General features: G+C 69.5%; 13 protein-coding genes. 8 read left to right on the top strand and 5 right to left on the bottom strand.

What is annotated here, in order from left to right; all coding sequences use genetic code 11:
- The first annotated feature begins 117 nt into the window (after positions 1–117).
- Positions 118–678, top strand: a complete 561-nt coding sequence (locus AC5W7N_RS05950) for a dihydrofolate reductase family protein (RefSeq protein ID WP_194991612.1) — start codon at positions 118–120, stop codon at positions 676–678.
- A 193-nt stretch (positions 679–871) separates the two neighbouring features.
- On the opposite strand, the gene AC5W7N_RS05945 is transcribed toward AC5W7N_RS05950, so the two are convergent.
- Positions 872–2,194 (bottom strand): acetyl-CoA C-acetyltransferase, encoded by a 1,323-nt coding sequence (locus AC5W7N_RS05945; RefSeq protein ID WP_163814499.1) that lies wholly within the window; start codon positions 2,192–2,194, stop codon positions 872–874.
- Between the two features lie 270 nt (positions 2,195–2,464).
- Here AC5W7N_RS05945 and AC5W7N_RS05940 point away from each other — a divergent pair, with 270 nt between their 5' ends.
- Together AC5W7N_RS05940 and AC5W7N_RS05935 are read left to right on the top strand one after the other, a co-directional pair.
- Positions 2,465–3,820, top strand: coding sequence for a 3-oxoacyl-ACP reductase (locus AC5W7N_RS05940; RefSeq protein ID WP_194991195.1), 1,356 nt, complete (start codon positions 2,465–2,467; stop codon positions 3,818–3,820).
- Entirely contained in the window at positions 3,817–4,686 is an 870-nt protein-coding gene (locus AC5W7N_RS05935) for a MaoC family dehydratase (RefSeq protein ID WP_138451261.1), read from the top strand. The genes AC5W7N_RS05940 and AC5W7N_RS05935 overlap by 4 nt, the downstream gene beginning before the upstream one ends.
- A gap of 69 nt (positions 4,687–4,755) precedes the next feature.
- Here the strand turns inward: AC5W7N_RS05935 and AC5W7N_RS05930 are convergent, their stop codons facing one another.
- The 3 genes from AC5W7N_RS05930 to AC5W7N_RS05920 form a co-directional block, all read right to left on the bottom strand.
- The gene (locus tag AC5W7N_RS05930) at positions 4,756–5,952 is read right to left on the bottom strand and encodes a DUF5685 family protein (RefSeq protein ID WP_195020254.1); all 1,197 of its coding nucleotides are present in this window, start codon (positions 5,950–5,952) and stop codon (positions 4,756–4,758) included.
- Between the two features lie 282 nt (positions 5,953–6,234).
- Positions 6,235–6,834: a TetR/AcrR family transcriptional regulator gene (locus AC5W7N_RS05925; RefSeq protein WP_036541284.1), complete on the bottom strand. Its 600-nt coding sequence runs from the start codon at positions 6,832–6,834 to the stop codon at positions 6,235–6,237.
- Between the two features lie 106 nt (positions 6,835–6,940).
- Positions 6,941–8,104, bottom strand: coding sequence for a glycoside hydrolase family 3 N-terminal domain-containing protein (locus tag AC5W7N_RS05920; RefSeq protein WP_195020255.1), 1,164 nt, complete (start codon positions 8,102–8,104; stop codon positions 6,941–6,943).
- A gap of 142 nt (positions 8,105–8,246) precedes the next feature.
- Here AC5W7N_RS05920 and AC5W7N_RS05915 point away from each other — a divergent pair, with 142 nt between their 5' ends.
- From AC5W7N_RS05915 to AC5W7N_RS05900, 4 genes are all read left to right on the top strand, one after another.
- Positions 8,247–8,714, top strand: a complete 468-nt coding sequence (locus tag AC5W7N_RS05915; protein WP_163814495.1) for a universal stress protein — start codon at positions 8,247–8,249, stop codon at positions 8,712–8,714.
- A gap of 109 nt (positions 8,715–8,823) precedes the next feature.
- Positions 8,824–9,915, top strand: coding sequence for an isochorismate synthase (locus tag AC5W7N_RS05910; protein ID WP_163814494.1), 1,092 nt, complete (start codon positions 8,824–8,826; stop codon positions 9,913–9,915).
- 124 nt (positions 9,916–10,039) lie between these two features.
- Positions 10,040–10,210 (top strand): DUF2613 domain-containing protein, encoded by a 171-nt coding sequence (locus tag AC5W7N_RS05905; RefSeq protein ID WP_081597515.1) that lies wholly within the window; start codon positions 10,040–10,042, stop codon positions 10,208–10,210.
- 332 nt (positions 10,211–10,542) lie between these two features.
- Positions 10,543–14,868, top strand: coding sequence for an alpha-(1->3)-arabinofuranosyltransferase (locus AC5W7N_RS05900; RefSeq protein WP_195020256.1), 4,326 nt, complete (start codon positions 10,543–10,545; stop codon positions 14,866–14,868).
- A 103-nt stretch (positions 14,869–14,971) separates the two neighbouring features.
- Here the strand turns inward: AC5W7N_RS05900 and AC5W7N_RS05895 are convergent, their stop codons facing one another.
- On the bottom strand, positions 14,972–16,156 hold the full coding sequence (locus AC5W7N_RS05895; RefSeq protein WP_195020257.1) for an acyltransferase family protein: 1,185 nt from the start codon (positions 16,154–16,156) through the stop codon (positions 14,972–14,974).
- A gap of 201 nt (positions 16,157–16,357) precedes the next feature.
- Between AC5W7N_RS05895 and pgfA the strand changes: the two genes are divergently transcribed.
- Complete coding sequence (pgfA, locus tag AC5W7N_RS05890) at positions 16,358–17,512, top strand: cell envelope lipid trafficking protein PgfA (protein ID WP_163814491.1); 1,155 nt, start codon at positions 16,358–16,360, stop codon at positions 17,510–17,512.
- Positions 17,513–17,653 lie beyond the last annotated feature (141 nt).

Below are 17,653 nucleotides of genomic sequence, written 5' to 3'. Positions count from 1 at the left end.
AGGGACCGACTTCGGCTTCCCGTCCGTGTCGGCCGTTCCGGCGTTCCGGGCCGGGTCGACCGGGAATGATGAGGGCGTTCCGCCCGAGTCCACGGCCCCGTCACCGAGGAGGTACCGGTGCTTCCCGTCACGTACTCGATGAGCGTTTCGCTGGACGGTTTCATTGCCGGCCCCGGCGACGACATCAGCTGGACCGCCCCGGAGCCGGAAGTCTTCCGCTTCCACATCGAGCAGACCCGCGACCTCGCCGGGATCGTGTGTGGGCGCAAGTTGTACGAGACGATGCTGGTGTGGGAGACCGCCGAGGAGACCATGACCGACGAGGCGGAATTGGAGTTCGCCCGGATCTGGCGGCCGATCCCGAAGGTGGTGTTCTCGACGACCCTGGAATCAGTGCAGGGCAATGCGCGCCTGGCCACCGACGACCTTGCCACCGAGGTCGGGCGGCTGCGGGATCGACCAGGCGACGGCGTGGTGGAGATCGGCGGGGCCACGCTCGCCGCGGCCGCCATTGCCGAGGACTTGATCGACGAGTACCGCCAGTTCGTCTACCCGATCATCGTCGGCGCGGGCACGCCGTACTTCCCGCCGCGCGCCGAGGCGCTCGAGCTGGAACTGGTGGAGTCGCGGGCGCTGAGCCCGCGCGTCGCCTACCTGCGCCACCGGCGCACGCGCTGAATTCCGCGGGCAGCCTCGAAATCCGCGCGGCACGCGCCTCGTAAGAAGCCGCGCGCCTCGTAAGAAGCACTAGCGGGTGGGAGGAGCGGAGGATGGCCGGCGATCCGCACTTTACCCACAACTGAAAGGGTGGCACCCGGCCAGCCGCCGGATGCCACCCTGCACATCGGGATTCGCGCGAACGCGGAGCGGATCAGCGCTCCAGGATCGCGACGACGCCCTGCCCACCCGCGGCGCAGATGGAGATGAGCGCGCGGCCGGAACCCTTCTCGGCCAGCATCTTCGCGGTGGAGGCCACGATGCGGCCGCCGGTGGCGGCGAACGGGTGGCCCGCGGCCAGCGAGGAACCGTTGACGTTGAGCTTGCTGCGGTCGATCGAGCCGAGCGCGCCGTCCAGGCCGAGGCGCTCCTTGCAGTACTGGTCGGACTCCCAGGCCTGCAGGGTGGCCAGCACGACCGAGGCGAAGGCCTCGTGGATCTCGTAGTAATCGAAATCCTGCAGGGTCAGGCCGTTGCGGGCGAGCATGCGCGGCACCGCGTAGGTGGGCGCCATCAGCAGCCCGTCCGGGCCGTGGATGTAATCGACGGCGGCGACCTCGGAATCCACCAGGTGCGCGAGCACCGGCAGGTTGCGCTCGGCGGCCCATTCGTCGCTGGACAGCAGCACCGCGGAGGCACCGTCGGTGAGCGGGGTGGAGTTACCCGCGGTCATCGTCGCGTCACCGGCCTTGACGCCGAAGACCGGCTTCAGGGTGGCCAGCTTCTCGATCGAGGAGTTGGGGCGCAGGTTGTCATCGCGGGTCAGCCCGAGGAACGGGGTGATCAGATCGTCGAAGAAGCCGCGATCGTAGGCGGCGGCCATGTTCTTGTGCGACAGGTAGGCCAGCTCGTCCTGGGCCTCGCGGGCGATGCCGAATTCCTTGGCGGTGATGGCGGCGTGCTCACCCATCGACAGGCCGGTGCGCGGTTCGGCGTTGCGCGGGATCTCGATGCCGAGCATGCTCGGGCGCAGCTGGCCGACCAGCTTCAGGCGGTCCTTGTTGGTCTTGGCGCGGTTGGCGTCGAGCATCCATTCGCGCATCCCCTCGCTGACGCCGATCGGCGCATCGGAGGTGGTGTCGGTGCCGCCGCCGACGCCGGCGTCGATGCGGCCCGCCGCGATGGCGTCACCCACGGTGACGATGGCCTGCAGGCCGGTGCCACAGGCCAGCTGCAGGTCGTGCGCGGGGGTGTAGGGGCTGAGCTTGCTGCCGAGCACGCTCTCGCGGATCATGCCGTGCTCGCCGACCCGCTTGAGCACCGCGCCGCCGACGACCATGCCGAGGCGCTCGCCCTGCAGGCCGAAGCGGCTGACCAGGCCGTCCAGGGCGGCGGTGAACATGTCCTGGTTGGAGGCGTGGGCGTACGCCTTGTCGGAACGAGCGAACGGGATCCGGTTACCGCCAACGATCGCGACCGGACGCGGCTGCTTGGTGGTGGTGGCCGTGCTCTTCGTCGAACGGGCTTTGCTAGTCACTCGAGTCTCCAAGGTCTCGTCGGGATCTTCCGCCGCGCCCCGGACGCTGGTGCGGAACCCCTCCACACGGTTCGGCGCCCGGTCGCAATCGGTTTACATTAAACTTACTCTGGAGTAAGTTTGTTGTCGATACCGCACCCCGCAATTGTGCGCTCGCGCACCTCACGGGCGATGCCTGCGCCGCTGGTCAGGCAGCCTATGGAGTGTTGCGAGCGCAAACAGGGGGACGCACCGACATCCAAGACATCGAGCACAGAAAAGGTGGGAATCGTGGCAGCCAAGAGCAAGGGTGCACCCAACCTCTACGGATCGTTCGTCCATTCCGCCCCCGGCGCCTTCCTGGCGAGCAAGCTGGGCCTGCCGCAGCCGGAAACCCTGCGGCGCTACGTCAAGGGTGAGCCCGCACTGCCGGGCCCGGTGCTGCTGGGCGGTAAGGGCCGGGTCGCCGAACCGATCCGTGCCCTGCTCACCGACTACACCTTCGCCGACGCCCCCAGCCAGGGCACCAAGTACGGCGCACTGGTCTTCGACGCCACCGGCATCGGCACCATCGAGGACCTCTCGCAGCTGTTCGAGTTCTTCCAGCCGGCCATGCGCAGCATCGCCGCCTCCGGCCGCGTCGTCGTCATCGGCACCACGCCGGAACTGGCTTCCAGTGTCGACGAGCAGATCGCCCAGCGCGCGCTCGAGGGCTTCACCCGCAGCGTCGCCAAGGAACTGCTGCGCGGCGCCACCGCCCAGCTGGTGTACCTGCACCCGGAGGCCTCCGCCGCCGCCACCGGCCTGGAATCCACGCTGCGGTTCCTGCTCTCGGCCAAGTCGGCGTTCGTCGACGGCCAGGTGATCCGGGTCGGCAAGGACGACGCCGTCGCCCCCGCCAGCTGGGACCGCCCGCTCGAGGGCAAGGTCGCCGTGGTCACCGGCGCCGCCCGCGGCATCGGCGCCACCATCGCCGAGGTCTTCGCCCGCGACGGCGCCCAGGTGATCGTCGCCGACATCCCGGCCGCCGGTGAGGCGCTGTCGGAGACGGCGAACAAGGTCGGCGGCACCGCGCTCGCGCTCGACGTCACCGCCCCCGACGCCGCGCAGAAGCTGGCCGAATTCGCCACCGAACGCTTCGGCGGCATCGACATCATCGTGCACAACGCCGGCATCACCCGCGACAAGCTGCTGGCCAACATGGACGAGGGCCGCTGGAACTCGGTCATCAACGTCAATCTGGCCGCGCCGCATCGCATCACCGAGGGCCTGGTGTCCTCCGGCGCGCTGCGGGCCGGTGGCCGCGTCATCGACGTGTCCTCCATCGCCGGTATCGCCGGTAACCGCGGCCAGACCAACTACGGCGCGTCCAAGGCCGGTGTCATCGGCATGGTGAACGCCGAGGCGCCGAAGCTGGCCGAGAAGGGCATCACCATCAACGCCGTCGCACCCGGTTTCATCGAGACCGCGATGACCGCCGCCATCCCGCTGGCCACCCGCGAAGCCGGCCGGCTGATGAGCTCGCTGCTGCAGGGCGGCCAGACCGTGGACGTGGCCGAGACCATCGCCTTCTTCGCCAGCCCGGCGTCGAACGCGGTGAACGGCAACGTGGTTCGCGTCTGCGGTCAGAGCCTGATCGGAGCATGATGACCGAGACCATCACTCTCACCGAGCCGCCGAAGAACGGCAAGCTGTACCTGAAAGCCGCGCTCGGCTCGGTACCGCTGCCGCTGGTCTCGGCGCGTAAACCGACGCTGCCCGACCGCGAGATCAAGCTCGACGGCGTGCGGGTCGATCCCGATCACCTGGCGGCCTACTGCCGGGCGACGGGCCTGCGGTTCGGTGATTCGCTGCCGCTGACCTACCCGTTCATCCTCACCTTCCCGGTGGTGATGCAGCTGGTGGTGCAGCGCGACTTCCCGTTCGTCGCGGTGGGTGCGGTGCACGCGGAGAACGTCATCGAACGCACCCGCGAGATCTCGGTCAGCGAACCGCTCGACATCACCGCCCATATCGAGAATCTGCGCGAGCACCCGAAGGGTCTGCTGGTCGACGCGATCAGCGAGATCCGGGTGGGCCGCGAGCTGGTGTGGCGTCAGGTCACCACCTTCCTGCACCAGCAGCGCACCTCGCTCTCGGGTGGGCCCAAGCCCGAACCCAAACCCGACGAGGTGCCGCCGCCCCCGCTGCGCACCCTGCGGGTGGATCAGCCGACGATCACGCGGTACGCGGCTGCCTCCGGCGACCACAACCCGATCCACACCTCCGCTCTCGGCGCCAAGGCGTTCGGGTTCCCGAAGCCGATCGCGCACGGCATGTGGTCGGCGGCAACGGTTCTCGGCTCGATCGAGGGCCGGATTCCGGAGCAGGTCACCTACTCGGTGAAGTTCGGTAAGCCGATCTTCCTGCCGTCGACGGTGAACCTGTACGCCGATCAGGCCGACGGCGGCTGGGATCTGGCGCTGCGGCACCCGAAGAAGGGGTATCCGCATCTGACGGCCACCTTGCGCTGAATCGGATGGACTCGATGGGAGCCGCGCATCTTTCGGGGTGCGCGGCTCTTTCCATGCGTGCGCTGCGATTCAGCAGTCGCAACCGCATCCGTCGCAGCAGCACCCATCGCAACAGCCGCCCCCGCCTTCGCCCCCACCGCAGCAGCTGCCGCAGTTCGAGCAGCATTCGGCGCCGTCACAGCAGTTGCCGAGGTTGTTCTTCCACCAGGCTTCTTTCTGTTCCCCGCTGCACGGGCTGGTGTGGTCGGCACAGCATGCGTAGCCGGTGCAGTAGACGCCGAGCACGATGGTGAGCGCCTCACCGATGCCCGGGCGGCGGGTCGGCGGGCGATGGCGGGTGCGCTGCGCCCGCGCCCCGGGGCGCGGCTCGGACTCTTGCCGCGGCACCGAGCAGGCGTGTGCGGCCAACACACCTACCCCGCCTCCGATGCGGCGCACCAGTGCCCGTAGCGGATCGAGCAGCATCCACCGGACGGCGGGCTCGTCGGCGAGGTCGGTGGACGCCAGCGCCGCGCGCAGCCGCGAATCCGATTGATGCAGCAACTCATACGCTTGCGGCATGCCGGTGCCGGTGGCAGCGAGCGGGTTGAATCTCCCGCGTTCGCGATCGGCGTCGAAATCCTCGATGGCGTCCGCGAGATGGGCGATCCGGCCGAAGTGGCCGCCCGCCTCGCGCAGTGCCGCGATATTGTCCGGCCGGTCGGCGAGCACCGCCGAATGGGCGAAGAATTCCGCTGCGCACATCCGGCTCGGCTCGGTCAGCTCGTCGAGGGAGAGCAGGTGGGCGCGGCGTTCACGATCGGATTGCGAATCGAGTGCCGCCACGAGCGGTTCCACATCGAACCCGATCAGCCGGGCCTGGCGTCGGGCGGCGTCGGCCCAGCGGCTCGACATCTTCGCCATCGGGCGGCGGGTCAGCGCGGGGCTGTCACCGTCATCGACATGGTCGCGAATCTCGGCCGCCCCCAACAGCAGTGACGCCGTCGAGGCCAGCATGATCCCCTTCGAATCGGCCGTCGCGACCTGTGCGCGTCGCATACCGCGCAGCGCGCACGGACCGGCGGTGGTCCGCTCCGCCCGCCCTTCGAGCTGTGCCTCGGTGAGCATGCTCAACACGATCGCGTCGGTATTGGTAGCGCTGCGGGCCAGTTGCCCGTGCCCGTCGCGCAGGCCGAGACACAGTCCACACATATGCGCCTGCCACTGCCCCGGATCCACCCCGTACTTCGCCGCGCTGTGCGCGCACGGCTTCAGCAACCCGAACAACTGTCCCCTCCGCAAGTCTTGCCGACATCCCCGGCCCCGTAGAACGCATCGAACTCTCGCACCTGCCGCGCCGGGCGGCAACTCCGCCGGCCCTCACCCCAACGTCGCCGTGGCGAACAGAAATCGACTTCACGCACCCGACGCTGCGCCGGTACGCACGGTGGTCGCTCGGGCCGGCAGTCACGACCCGCTCGCACTGACACCGCACCCGCCGAAGTGCATGCGACCGAGACGTCAGTGCGGGCGGATCCCCTGCCGAACCGATGCTCCCCGAAACCGGGGTTATTCGGCCTTCTTGCGGCCAGCCAGACCACTCCACGCCAGATCGTCGAGCAGGTCGACGGCCTTGGAGACTTCGATCCGCCCGGTGGCGACGCGGTCGGCGATGGCCTCGCCCGCACCGATCACGGCCGCCGCGACGACGTCGAAATCGGTGCCGGGTTCGGCGTGCTTGGCGCTGGATTCGAGCAGTTTGGCGGTCAGTTCGATGACGCGCTCACGGGCGTTCTCGATTTCGGAGGCGAAGGCTTGCTGGCCGATGGCCTGGCGGTAGAGCACCTGCCAGGAATGCCGGTTGTGGTCGACGAAACCGAGGAAGCCTTCCAGCGCGGTGCGCAGCTGTTCGTGCGGGGACAGCAGCGGATTCCCGGCCGGTGCCACGGATTCGATCAGGCGCAGGCCCTCGCGCTGGATGCAGGCGCGGAACAGTTCGTCCTTGGAACCGTAGTAGAGGTAGAGCATCGGCTTGGAGATCTTGGCCTCGGCGGCGATGGCGTCCATCGAGGTCTCGTGGAAACCCTTACGCGAGAACACCTCGACGGCGGCGTCGAGCATTTGTTGCTCACGAACCGCCCGAGGAAGTCGCTTCGTTCCGCCCGCCATCCGCTCTCCTACTACAGGGTGAACACCCTATATTACTCCAAGGTAAGTTCTTGTTGGACAGATTTGCCCGGCAGTCGCTCAGAATGGGTTGTGCCCAGCGCGGCTCTCAGCAGTGCAGTGGCGCACCCTTGAACCACGCCATCCGCAATACCGACGCATCCACCTGCGCGATGGGCAGCCGCCCGCTCCACACGGCCTGCTCGAGCCGGTCGAGCACCTGCGGAACAGCATCGGTGGTGATCCACAGCGCGTTGTCGGCACCGGCCACCAGCGAGGCCTCCACCGCCTCCGGGATGCTCATGCGGTCGGTGATGGCCGCCATGCCGCCGAGATCATCGGTGAAGATCGGGCCGTCGAAGGGGGCCGCGCCGTAACCGGTGCCCTTGCGCAGCAGTTCCATCGCCGCCGGGCTGATGCTGGCGGGCACGTTCGGCGCCGTCAGCCCGGGCACGTCCAGATGGCCGACCATCACACCCGCGCCCGAACCCACCAGGTCGCGGAAGGGCACCAGATCGCGGTTCTGCAACTGATCCAGCGGTGGGGTGCGTACCGCGCCGAGATGCGAATCGCCGGAACCGGCGCCGTGCCCGGGGAAATGCTTCATGACCGTGCCGACCCCGACCTCGCGCATCGCGCGGATGTAGGCGCCGGCGTACTCGGTGACGACCATCGGATCATCGGAGAAGGACCGGTCGCCGATCACGGAGTTGTCCGGCTGGCTGCTGACGTCGACGTCGGGCGCGAAATTCACCGTCACGCCGAGGTCTTTGAGCGCCTTACCCCGTTCCAGGGTGGCGGTGTAGAACTCCTCGGTGGTCATCGTCTCGGCGGTCTGCCGCGCCGAGGGTGCGGGGCCGATCAGGTCGCTGACCCGCGATACCCGCCCGCCCTCTTCGTCGATGGTGACCATCAGCGGCACGTTCGCCGCCGCCTTCACCTGCTCCACCTGGCCGTCGGCCAGCAGCGACTGATCGGTCCAGCCGCCGATGAAGATGCCGCCGACCTGGTGATCACGCACCACGGCCAGCGCGTCGGCGGTGCTGTTCACGCCGACGGTGAGCAGCTGGGCCAGCTTCTGGCGCGGGGTGAACTTCGCCAGATAGTCGGCCGAGCAGTCGCGCTCGCGGGTCGTGGTGGCACCCGGCGTCGCCGCGGGGGTCGCTTCGGTGGCGACCGGACGCGTGGTGGCCGAGTTTCCGGCGTCGCCGCCGGAACAACCGGTGGCGATGGCAGCCAGTACCGCGAACAGGACGAGAGGCGTCTTGCGCATGTATCGACGGTAATCCGCGCGCCCGGGTCGGCGGTAATCCGTTCGGCGTGCCGGGGTAGCCGCGCGCCCGCGCGGGAGCGGCTCACCGGCCCGCTCCGGGAGTAACCTGAGGACGTAGCCAGGAGACCACCGGGAGGTCGCCGTGTCCTGCGATCTGATGCTCATCGCCTATGACGGATCCGAGCACGCCAAACGGGCCATCGAATACGCCGGACGATTCCTCACCGCCGACCGCGCCGTCGTGCTCACCGCATGGGAGCCCATGGTGCGCCAAGCCGCCCGCATCTCCGGGCTGTCCGGGGTGATGCAACCGGAATGGGTTCCCGACGAGGAGATCGAGGACGTCGCCTACGTGTCGGCCCGCGAAACCAACCGCGAGGGCGTCCGCCTGGCCGCATTGGCCGGGCTCAACGCCGAGGCCAGAACCGCCGAATGCACCTCGACGATCTGGAACGCCATCGTCGAATGCGCCGACGAACTGAACGTCGACATCATCGTCGCGGGCACCCGCGGCGCCACCGGGATCCGCGCGCTGCTGCACAGCAGCGTGGCCGACGCGGTGCTCAAGCATTGCCATCGGCCGGTCTTCCTGGTCCCGCCGGAGAAATGAACCGTCGAGCCGGGCACGGTTGCTGGTTGCGCCTGCGCGCGATGAGATCTACGTCGCCCCGGCGGACGTAGCTCACCAACTCGGGGAAATCCGGGGCTACCGTCGGGCTATGGACGGGTTCTTGCTGGCAACCCCGGACGGAGTGGTCCGGGCGCACGACACGCGCGCCACCTTCGACGACGCACAGCGGGCAGTCACCGCGCTGCGCGACCGAACGGCCGCGATGGTGGTGGGGGCCCTGCCCTTCGACCCGCGGGAACCGGCGGCGTTGAGCGTGCCGGGACGGGTGGAACACACCGCGGGCCCGTGGCGCCCGGCCGCGGTTCCCGAGCTGCCGCCGGTGAGCGTCATCAGTGAGTTGCCGAGCACCGGCGAGCACCTGGCGCGGGTGGCGAAACTGGTCGAACAGCTCGGCGATACCCGGCAGCCGTTGCGCAAAGTGGTCGCGGCGCGTTCGGTGCTCGCGGCCGCCGACGAACCGCTGGACGCGCAGGTGGTGGCCGCGCAGTTGCTCACACGACATCCGCGCGCACACGTCTACGCGGTGGATCTGACGCCGGCCGGACGCCCGGGCGAGACGCTGGTCGGCGCGACACCGGAGGTGCTGGTCTCGCGGCACGGCACGACCGTCACGCTGCACCCGCTCGCGGGCACCCTGCCGCGCCTGGCCGATCCGGACGCCGACGCCGTGCAGGCCGGTGAACTGCTTGCCAGCACCAAGAATCGCGACGAGCACGCCTTCGTCATCGACTGGATCGCGGAGAAACTGCGCCCGCTGTGCAGCTCGCTCACCATCCCGGACGGCCCGGAATTGGTGCAGACCCAGCAGGTCTGGCATCTCGGCACCCCGATCACCGGCACCCTGCGCGACCCCGCGCCCACTGCCCTCGAACTGGCGCTGCTGCTGCATCCGACGCCCGCCGTCTGCGGCACGCCCACACCGCAGGCCCTGGAGGCGATCATCGAGCTCGAAGGAGATCGCGGGTTCTACGGCGGGGCCGCAGGCTGGTGCGACGCGGACGGTGACGGCGACTGGGTGGTGGCGATCCGCTGCGCCGAGATCGCGGCCGATGGACTGTCGCTGCGCGCCTTCGCCGGCGGCGGGATCGTCGCGGCCTCGGAGCCGCGCGTCGAACTGGACGAGACGACCGCCAAACTGCGTACCCTGCTCGACAGTCTCAATTGCGCGCTGCCTGATTGACCCCCGTCACCAGCCGATCCGGAAATATCTTTTCGCTATAGCAGACCTGCGCGTACGCGAATCCCCGAAGTCCTGCTAGGTTGGCCGGGAATACCTGCCTTCCGCGAAGTATTGGAGTGCCCCGATGAAGTTTGCTGTACCTGGTGCCGCTAGTGCGGTCGCCGGCGCCGTCCTGGGTGCGATCGCGGTGTTCATCATCACGGCGGCAGTGCAGCAGAACACCCGCCCGGAGATCGACCGCAGCGGCGACGCCGACTCCTCGCTGTTGAACAACGTCGAATACGGCAGCCGCTGATCCACACCCGGTTTTCCACGGATCGCTCGCGCCCGGCGCGAGCGATCCGCTAGCTGCGGTGCCCGCCGATCTCGCGCAGCACCGCGGCACGAACACCCGCGCGAACCTTCCACCTCATCGCCGCCTGCCGTCCACGCGGCGCCGCATTCGCACCTCGATCGACCACCGTCGAGCCCTGTCCGCGATTCGCTCCGCGCCACCGCGTCGTCCGGATCGCCGCTACGCCGCGATCCCCCGCCTGAACAGGCTCGGCTGCGTGGGCCCGGCGCAGGGCGCGGCTACCCTCGCGTGTGCTCGCTCCCATGCCCGCGACGCCGACTGATACGAACGTGATGCCCGACGACACCAGAACCCCCGTGCGCCCACCGGCGGCCGACCGGCCGGCCACGGGCGCCCGCGACGCGGCAAGGGCACCCGCGGAGACCGCCCCGCTGGGGAGGCGCTGGTTCGCGGGCACAGTCGTCGCCGCCTTCCTGCTGACCTTCCTCCAGGCGCCCGGACTCACCGTCGCCGACACCAAATACGACCTGGCCGAGAACCCGCTCGGCTTCCTGGACCGCGCCTCGCACATGTGGAGCAGCCAGGCCCCGATGGGGCAGGTGCAGAACCAGGCCTACGGATACTTCTTCCCGCACGGCAGTTTCTTCTCCCTCGGCGATCTGCTCGGGCTGCCCGCCTGGGTGACCCAGCGGATCTGGTGGGCGCTGCTGTTGCTCGCCGGCTTCTGGGGAATCGTCAAGCTGGCCGAAACGCTCGGCATCGGCAGTCGCGGCTCGCGCGTGATCGCCGCGCTGGCGTTCACACTGTCACCGCGGGTGCTCACCACGCTCGGGTCGATCTCCTCGGAGACCTTGCCGATGGTGCTTGCGCCGTGGGTACTGCTGGCTCCGGCCGCGCTCGGCACGGCCTATCAGCGACGGCGCGGTGGCGCGCGCTCACCCGCGGGCAGTGCGCTGGCCTTGGCGCTGATGGGCGCGGTGAACGCGGTGGCGACCGTCGCCGCCTTCCTGCCCGCGCTGCTGTGGTGGGCGTCGTATCGGCCGAATCGCCGCTGGTGGCGGTTCACCGCGGCATGGATTCCGCTGCTTGTGCTCGCCACGTTCTGGTGGGCGGTGCCGCTGCTGCTACTCGGCCGGGTGAGCCCACCGTTCCTCGACTACATCGAATCCTCCGGCGTCACCACCCAGTGGGCCTCGCTCGGTGAGGTGTTGCGCGGCACCGACAGCTGGACGCCGTTCGTCTCGCCCGAACGCATCGCGGGCGCGGTGCTGGTCACCCAACCCGCCGCGGTGCTGGCCACCGGCCTGATCGCGGCGGCGGGCATGGCCGGACTCGCCATGCGGTCGATGCCGGGACGCGGCCGGCTGACGTTGATCCTGTGCGTCGGACTGGTCGGCATCAGCGCCGGATACGTCGGCGAACTCGGCGGTCCCTTCGCCGAATCGGTGCGCGTATTCCTGGATTCGACCGGCGCCCCGCTGCGCAATGTGCACAAGCTCGAACCGCTCATCCGCATCCCGCTGGTACTGGGTCTCGCGCATCTGATCGCCCGCGTGCCGCTGCCCGCCTCGGTACCGATGCCGGTCTGGCGCAGCGCGTTCGCCCATCCCGAACGGGACCGGAAAGTCGCGGTGACGGCGTTGATCCTGACCGCCCTCGCGCTGTCCACCTCGCTGGCCTGGACCGGCAAGCTGGCCCCGCGCGGCGCCTACGACGAGGTCCCCGAGTACTGGCGCCAGACCGCGCAGTGGTTGAACGACAATGCCGCCGACACGCGTGCGCTGGTGGTGCCCGGTGCGCCGTTCGGCAGCCAGGTGTGGGGCCTGACCCGCGACGAACCGCTGCAGGCGCTCGCGCGGACGCCGTGGGCGGTACGCGACGCGGTGCCGCTGAATCCGCCCGGCACCATCCGCGCGATGGATTCGGTGCAGCGGCTGATCGCCGACGGGCGCCCGTCGGCCGGGCTGGCCGCGACGCTGGCCGGGCAGGGAATCGGCGTGGTGGTGCTGCGCAACGACCTGGACCCGGACACCTCGCGGTCGACCCGGCCCATGCTCGCCCATCAGGCGCTCGACCATTCGCCGGGGCTGCGCAAGGTGGCCGAGTTCGGCGATCCGATCGTCACCGGCGTCATCGCCGATGGGCTGGTCGCCGACGGCGATCTGCGCCCGGCGTACCCGGCCGTCGAGATCTACCGGGTCGACATACCGACGCCGGGAACCCCGGCCGAGCTGCGCAGTGGCACCGGCGCACCGGACGAGCTGCCCGGCGCCTACACCGTCCCGCTGAGCACCGTGCCCACGGTGCAGGGCGGGCCGGAAGTGCTGGAGCGGCTCAATCGCGATCCCGGTGCCGGCGCCGAACCCCGGCTGCTCGCGGCCGACCGGGAACGCGCCGGACTGCCCATGGGGCCGGTGACCATCACCGATACCCCGATGGCGCGCGAAACCGATTTCGGCAAGGTCGACAACCATAATTCGGCGCTGCGCGCACCCGACGACGCGCGCCGCACCCACAATCTGGTGCCCGACTATCCGGTTCCCGGCGCGGAACCGGTGCGCGGCGAATGGTCCGGTGCGACCGTCACCGCGTCCAGTTCCGCCGCCGACGCCACCCAGATCGGCGGTTCCGCGCCGGGTAGCTCCACCGCGGCCGCCGTCGACGGCGATCCCGCCACCGGCTGGGTCAGCAATGGCGCCGAACGCGCGGTGGGCCAATGGCTCCGGCTCGATCTCGACCAGCCCATCCGTGCCGGACTCTTGCGGTTGACGACCAGCGCGGCCGCCATCGGCGATCCGGTGAAGTGGGTGGAGGTGCGCACCGACAACGGCAGCGTGTCCGCGCGTATCTCCGAACCCGGTGCGCAGGTGTCGATTTCGCTGCCTGCCGGGACGACCAGCTGGATGACCATCACCGCCATCCGCACCAGGGATGGCACGGCGGGCGGCCAGTTCGGCATCAGCGAACTCACCCTCGACGACTATTCGGTCCGCGACGCCCCGGTGCGCGTCGACATCCAGCACCGCACGGTGCTCCCACCCGCACCCGAGGCGGCGACCGTCGCCGGCTGGGATCTCGGCCAGGAATTCCCCGGCCGCAGCGCCTGTTTCGACGCGCCCGATCGAGTGCGCTGCGGGAAGGGCCTGGCACTCGCGCCGGAAGAACTCGGCGCCTTCCAGCGGACGCTGTCGGTGCCCGACGGAGTGACCGTCACGCCCGAGCTGACCGTGCGGACCCGGCAGGGACCGGCGCTCGAAGCCCTGCTCACCGATCCGCGCCGCCCGATCGCGCGCGGCAAGTCCGACGTGGGCGACCTGCGCGGTTCGGCGTTCGCCGCCACCGACGGCGACCCGCGCACCAGCTGGACCGCACCCGAGGACTCGGTGCGAAACCTGCTCGGCGCCAGGCCCACCCTGACCATCGAGCTGCCGGAACCGGCGCTGGTGACCGGCCTCGACATCACCTCCTCGCTGGGCGGGCTGCCCGCCGCGCCGACCTCCGTCGCCGTGAACCTCGGCAATGGACCGCAGGTGCGCGAACTCGACGACGAAACCACCCGGATCTCGCTGCACCCCACCGTCACCGACCGCATCGAGCTCACCGTGCAGAGCTGGGATTCGGTCCTCGACCGCACCGCGCTCGGCTTCGCCCAGACCCAGCCGCCCGGCCTGGCCGAGGTGTCGGTACTCGGGCCGGACTATCCGGCGCCCGCCGACCCGGACCGGTTGATCACGGTCGGCTGCGCGGACGGGCCGACCGTGGCATTGGGTGGCGTGGTCTTCCAGACCTCGGTCACCGCGACCGCTGCCGAACTACTGTCGGGCGCACCGGTTTCCGCGCGGGTCTGCGGAATCGATGCGGCCCAGACCGATCCGGGTGCGGCAGCTGCCGATTCCGACGACGCCTCAGGTGCACCGGACTCGGCGCCGAGCCCGGCCGTCGACCTGTTCCCCGGCCGCGTCGACGTGATCGCCGCCCCGACCGAGCTGTTCTTCGTCGACCGATTGCGGCTGGACGATCCCGCGGTCGACCCGGTGCCGGATCCGCCGGTCGCCGGCGGGCCGCGACTGTTGGTCCTTCCGCTCAGCACCAACGTCGGCTGGACCGCCGAAACCGCCGACGGTCGTGAACTGGACCCCGTCGTGGTCGATGGCTGGAAACAGGGCTGGCTGCTGCCCGAAGGCACGCAAGGCCCGATCACCGTCGCATTCCCCGTCGACCGCTGGTATCGCCTGGCCATTTTCGGCGGGCTGCTGCTGTTGATCCCCCTTGCCGCCCTCGCCATTCCACGCCGCGGCCGCCCGCTGCCCGACAGCCCGGCCCCGCGCACCTGGCGTACCCGCTGGGTCCCCGCCGTCGGACTCGCCGCCGCCACCACGATCATCTCCGGCCCGGTCGGCACCGCCCTCACCGCGGCCGGCCTCGCCCTGATCCGCTTCGTGCCGCGCATCCCGCGCACCGCGCTGGTCGTCGTCGCCGGCGTGGGCACGACCATTTCGGCGGCCGCGCTGTCGACGGGACCGTGGCGCTCCCCCACCGGTTATATGGGTGGTTCGCTGTGGGTGCAGCTGCCCGCCCTCGTCGCCGTCATCGCGGTCGGGATCGCCGTTCTGCCGCCACGCAAGGGTGGGTCGCCCGAGTCCGATCAGTTGCCGTAGGGCGAGCCGGCAGCCGGATGCCACGAATACGCTGAGCCGCAGGTCATCCGATCGCCGTACGGGTTCGGCGGCGCGGCGATGGGCCGATTGCCGTCGGTAACCGCTACGCGTCGGCCGTCTGCTCCGCCTTGCGCGCCGCTGCCAGCTGCTCGCGGCGGCGCACGTAACGGCGCACCGGCTCTTCGATCAGGGCATAGCTGGCGGCGGAGATGGGCAGGGTGATCGCGATGGTGAGGGTGAGCACGAGCAGGAAATCACCGCTGAACGGCACGATGCCGAAGACCGGGAAGACGATCGACAGCACGGCGAGATGCCAGATGAAGATGCCGTAGGACCAGCGGCCGATCGCCTGGCAGGCGGCGGATTCCAGCCATCGATGCGGCTTCTTCTCGGCATCGCGCAGGATCAGCGGCGCGAGCAGGGTGAATCCGATCAGCGCGCCCAGACCCATCTTCGCCGCGTACTGCCAGGGCTCGGCGCGGGTGAGCCCGGCGGGGCCGCCGAAGTTCGTCGCCGAGATCAGGAAGACGACCAGCGCCACGCTCCACATGAGGGGCTGATTTCCCGCGACCCGGCGAAAGCGCGATAGCGGCCGACTATCGAATATCACTTCGGCCAACAGCATGCCCGCGGCGAACCATGGCAGATATCCCGGCAGCCAATTGTCGGCGTGAATGGCATCCGGAGTCGGCACCGGAAGGAAATTCCAGCCGAGACTGATCAGCGCCAGCCCGAGCACCGCCGGAATGCGCGCCAGCGCCGCCGAACCGCGCAGACCCGACAGCGCGAAAGCCAGCAGCGGCAGCACCAGATAGAAGGCCACCTCCACCGACAGACTCCACATCTGGGTCAAGCCGTCGGTCAGCGTCAGGGGGATGAACACCTGCAACAGCAGCAGATTCGACAACCACACCCGGAAACCCGCGGTATCGGCCGCACTCGGCAGCAAGATCAGCACCACGCACACCACCACCCAGTAGGCGGGCAGGATGCGGGCCGCGCGGTGGCGCAGGTAGCGGCCCACTCCGGGGGCGGTGCCGAGCCCGCGCGCGGCCGCCGCATGCGGGCGCCACAGCAGGAACCCCGACAGCGCGAAGAACACCGCCACCGCCATATCGAAGCGCTCGAGCACCCGGCCGAGCACCGGAATCCCGGTCGCCGCGGTCTGGAAGGCGACATGGGTGAGCAGGACACCCAGTGCCGCCATACCGCGCATGCCCTCCAATGCGGGCAGGAAGGCGCGCGGACGAGCCGGGGCGTCCGTGGTGGTGGGTGCGGTGGCGATCATCGGGTCCAGTCTGCCCTGCGGATTTCGACATGAGAATCCGACATTTCACTTTTCGCGCTAGACTCGGGCGATTTTAGGTCCGATTCCGGCCTCGGCACGGCGTGGTTCATCACCGGGCTGTTAGTGTCGGGGCTCACGAGTGCTGTGGCATGCCCACAGTACCGACGGAGCGACCCGTGTTCTACAACGAGGAGACTTTGCATGGCACAGAGTGCCGGAACCAAAAGGACGGTTGCCTGCCTGCTCGTAGGCCTCGGCGCGCTGCTCATCGTGGCCGCGCTGATGATCCCGACCTATACCTTGAGCAAGATGGCGAAGACTCCCCTCGACCTCGAGATCACCACCATCGCCACCAATGTGCCAGGCCAGGAAAGCCTCGTGCTCGACGCCAAATCGCTGACGGCCCCCGAGGGCTCGGCAAAGGTCGACCAGAACGTTCCCCTGGTCTTCCAGCGATTCGTGACCGTCGAGGAACCCTCGGACGCGGAGAAGATGACCGTCCAGGCGGGTACCACGCTCCGGCGTACCGATAAGCAGGGCGACACCGGCCTGCTCACCGCCGAGATCGACCGGGTCACCATCGACCGCAAGACCGGCGAGCCGGTGGACGAGGACCCCAACGGGTCCATCGCCGCCACGGTGAACAAGGAAGGCGAGAGCGTCGCCGAGCCGTTCAAGCGGGAAGGCCTGCAGTACCGCTTCCCGATCGGCACCGAGAAGAAGGACTACCCGTACTTCGACCGGACCGCCCGCGTCACCTCCGATGCCAAGTTCATCGAGGAGACCGAGATCAACGGCACCACCGTGTACCACTTCCGTCAGGTCGTCGAGCCGGCCAACCTGTACGACGCCACCAAGAACCCGTCGTACCGGCTCAGCCTGCCCGCCGCCAAGTGGGGCGTGGAGGGTGAAGGCGACATCACCATGTTCCGCTGGTACACCAACACCCGTGACCTGTACGTCGAGCCGGAGACCGGCACCGTGGTCGACGGCCAAGAGGCCATCCACATGTACTACGGCCGCACCGGCGACAAGCCCGAGGTCACCGCGCTGAAGGCGACGCTGACCTTCGACGAGCCGACCATCGAGTCGCAGCTGTCGGTCGCCAAGGAGAACATCGACAAGCTGTCGCTGTTCGGTCGCGTCGTGCCGATCATCCTCGGTGTCGTCGGCCTGATCGCGCTGATCGCCGGCATCGTGCTCGGTGTGCGCGGTGGTGGCGCCGGCGCTCCGGCCGGCCGTGGCGGTGTGCCGCCGCGTCGCCCGGCTCCCGCGGCACCGACCGCACCGTCGAGCCCGCGCCGTGGTGACGCGGACGCGCCGACCGAGACGATCAAGCTTCCCGAGAAGCCCTGATCGCTCGCGGTAACACGCACTGATCGACTCGGCTCCCCCGGCATCACGCCAGGGGAGCCGAGTTTTTTTGTGTGCGGAGCGGTCCCCGCCGCTTCTGACCGGAGGGCGCAGAGTGCCTCCGATCCGTGCGCGCGGTGGGCG

This window comes from Nocardia sp. CDC519 (assembly GCF_059509835.1).
This window is presented reverse-complemented; position numbering and strand designations above follow the sequence as displayed.

Coding starts and splice junctions, on each gene's coding strand:
- pgfA (WP_163814491.1), top strand. CDS start 16,358: ATGGCACAGAGTGCCGGAACCAAAAGGACGGTTGCCTGCCTGCTCGTA.
- AC5W7N_RS05925 (WP_036541284.1), bottom strand. CDS start 6,834: ATGGCGGGCGGAACGAAGCGACTTCCTCGGGCGGTTCGTGAGCAACAA.
- AC5W7N_RS05905 (WP_081597515.1), top strand. CDS start 10,040: ATGAAGTTTGCTGTACCTGGTGCCGCTAGTGCGGTCGCCGGCGCCGTC.
- AC5W7N_RS05935 (WP_138451261.1), top strand. CDS start 3,817: ATGATGACCGAGACCATCACTCTCACCGAGCCGCCGAAGAACGGCAAG.
- AC5W7N_RS05910 (WP_163814494.1), top strand. CDS start 8,824: ATGGACGGGTTCTTGCTGGCAACCCCGGACGGAGTGGTCCGGGCGCAC.
- AC5W7N_RS05895 (WP_195020257.1), bottom strand. CDS start 16,156: ATGATCGCCACCGCACCCACCACCACGGACGCCCCGGCTCGTCCGCGC.
- AC5W7N_RS05920 (WP_195020255.1), bottom strand. CDS start 8,104: ATGCGCAAGACGCCTCTCGTCCTGTTCGCGGTACTGGCTGCCATCGCC.
- AC5W7N_RS05900 (WP_195020256.1), top strand. CDS start 10,543: ATGCCCGACGACACCAGAACCCCCGTGCGCCCACCGGCGGCCGACCGG.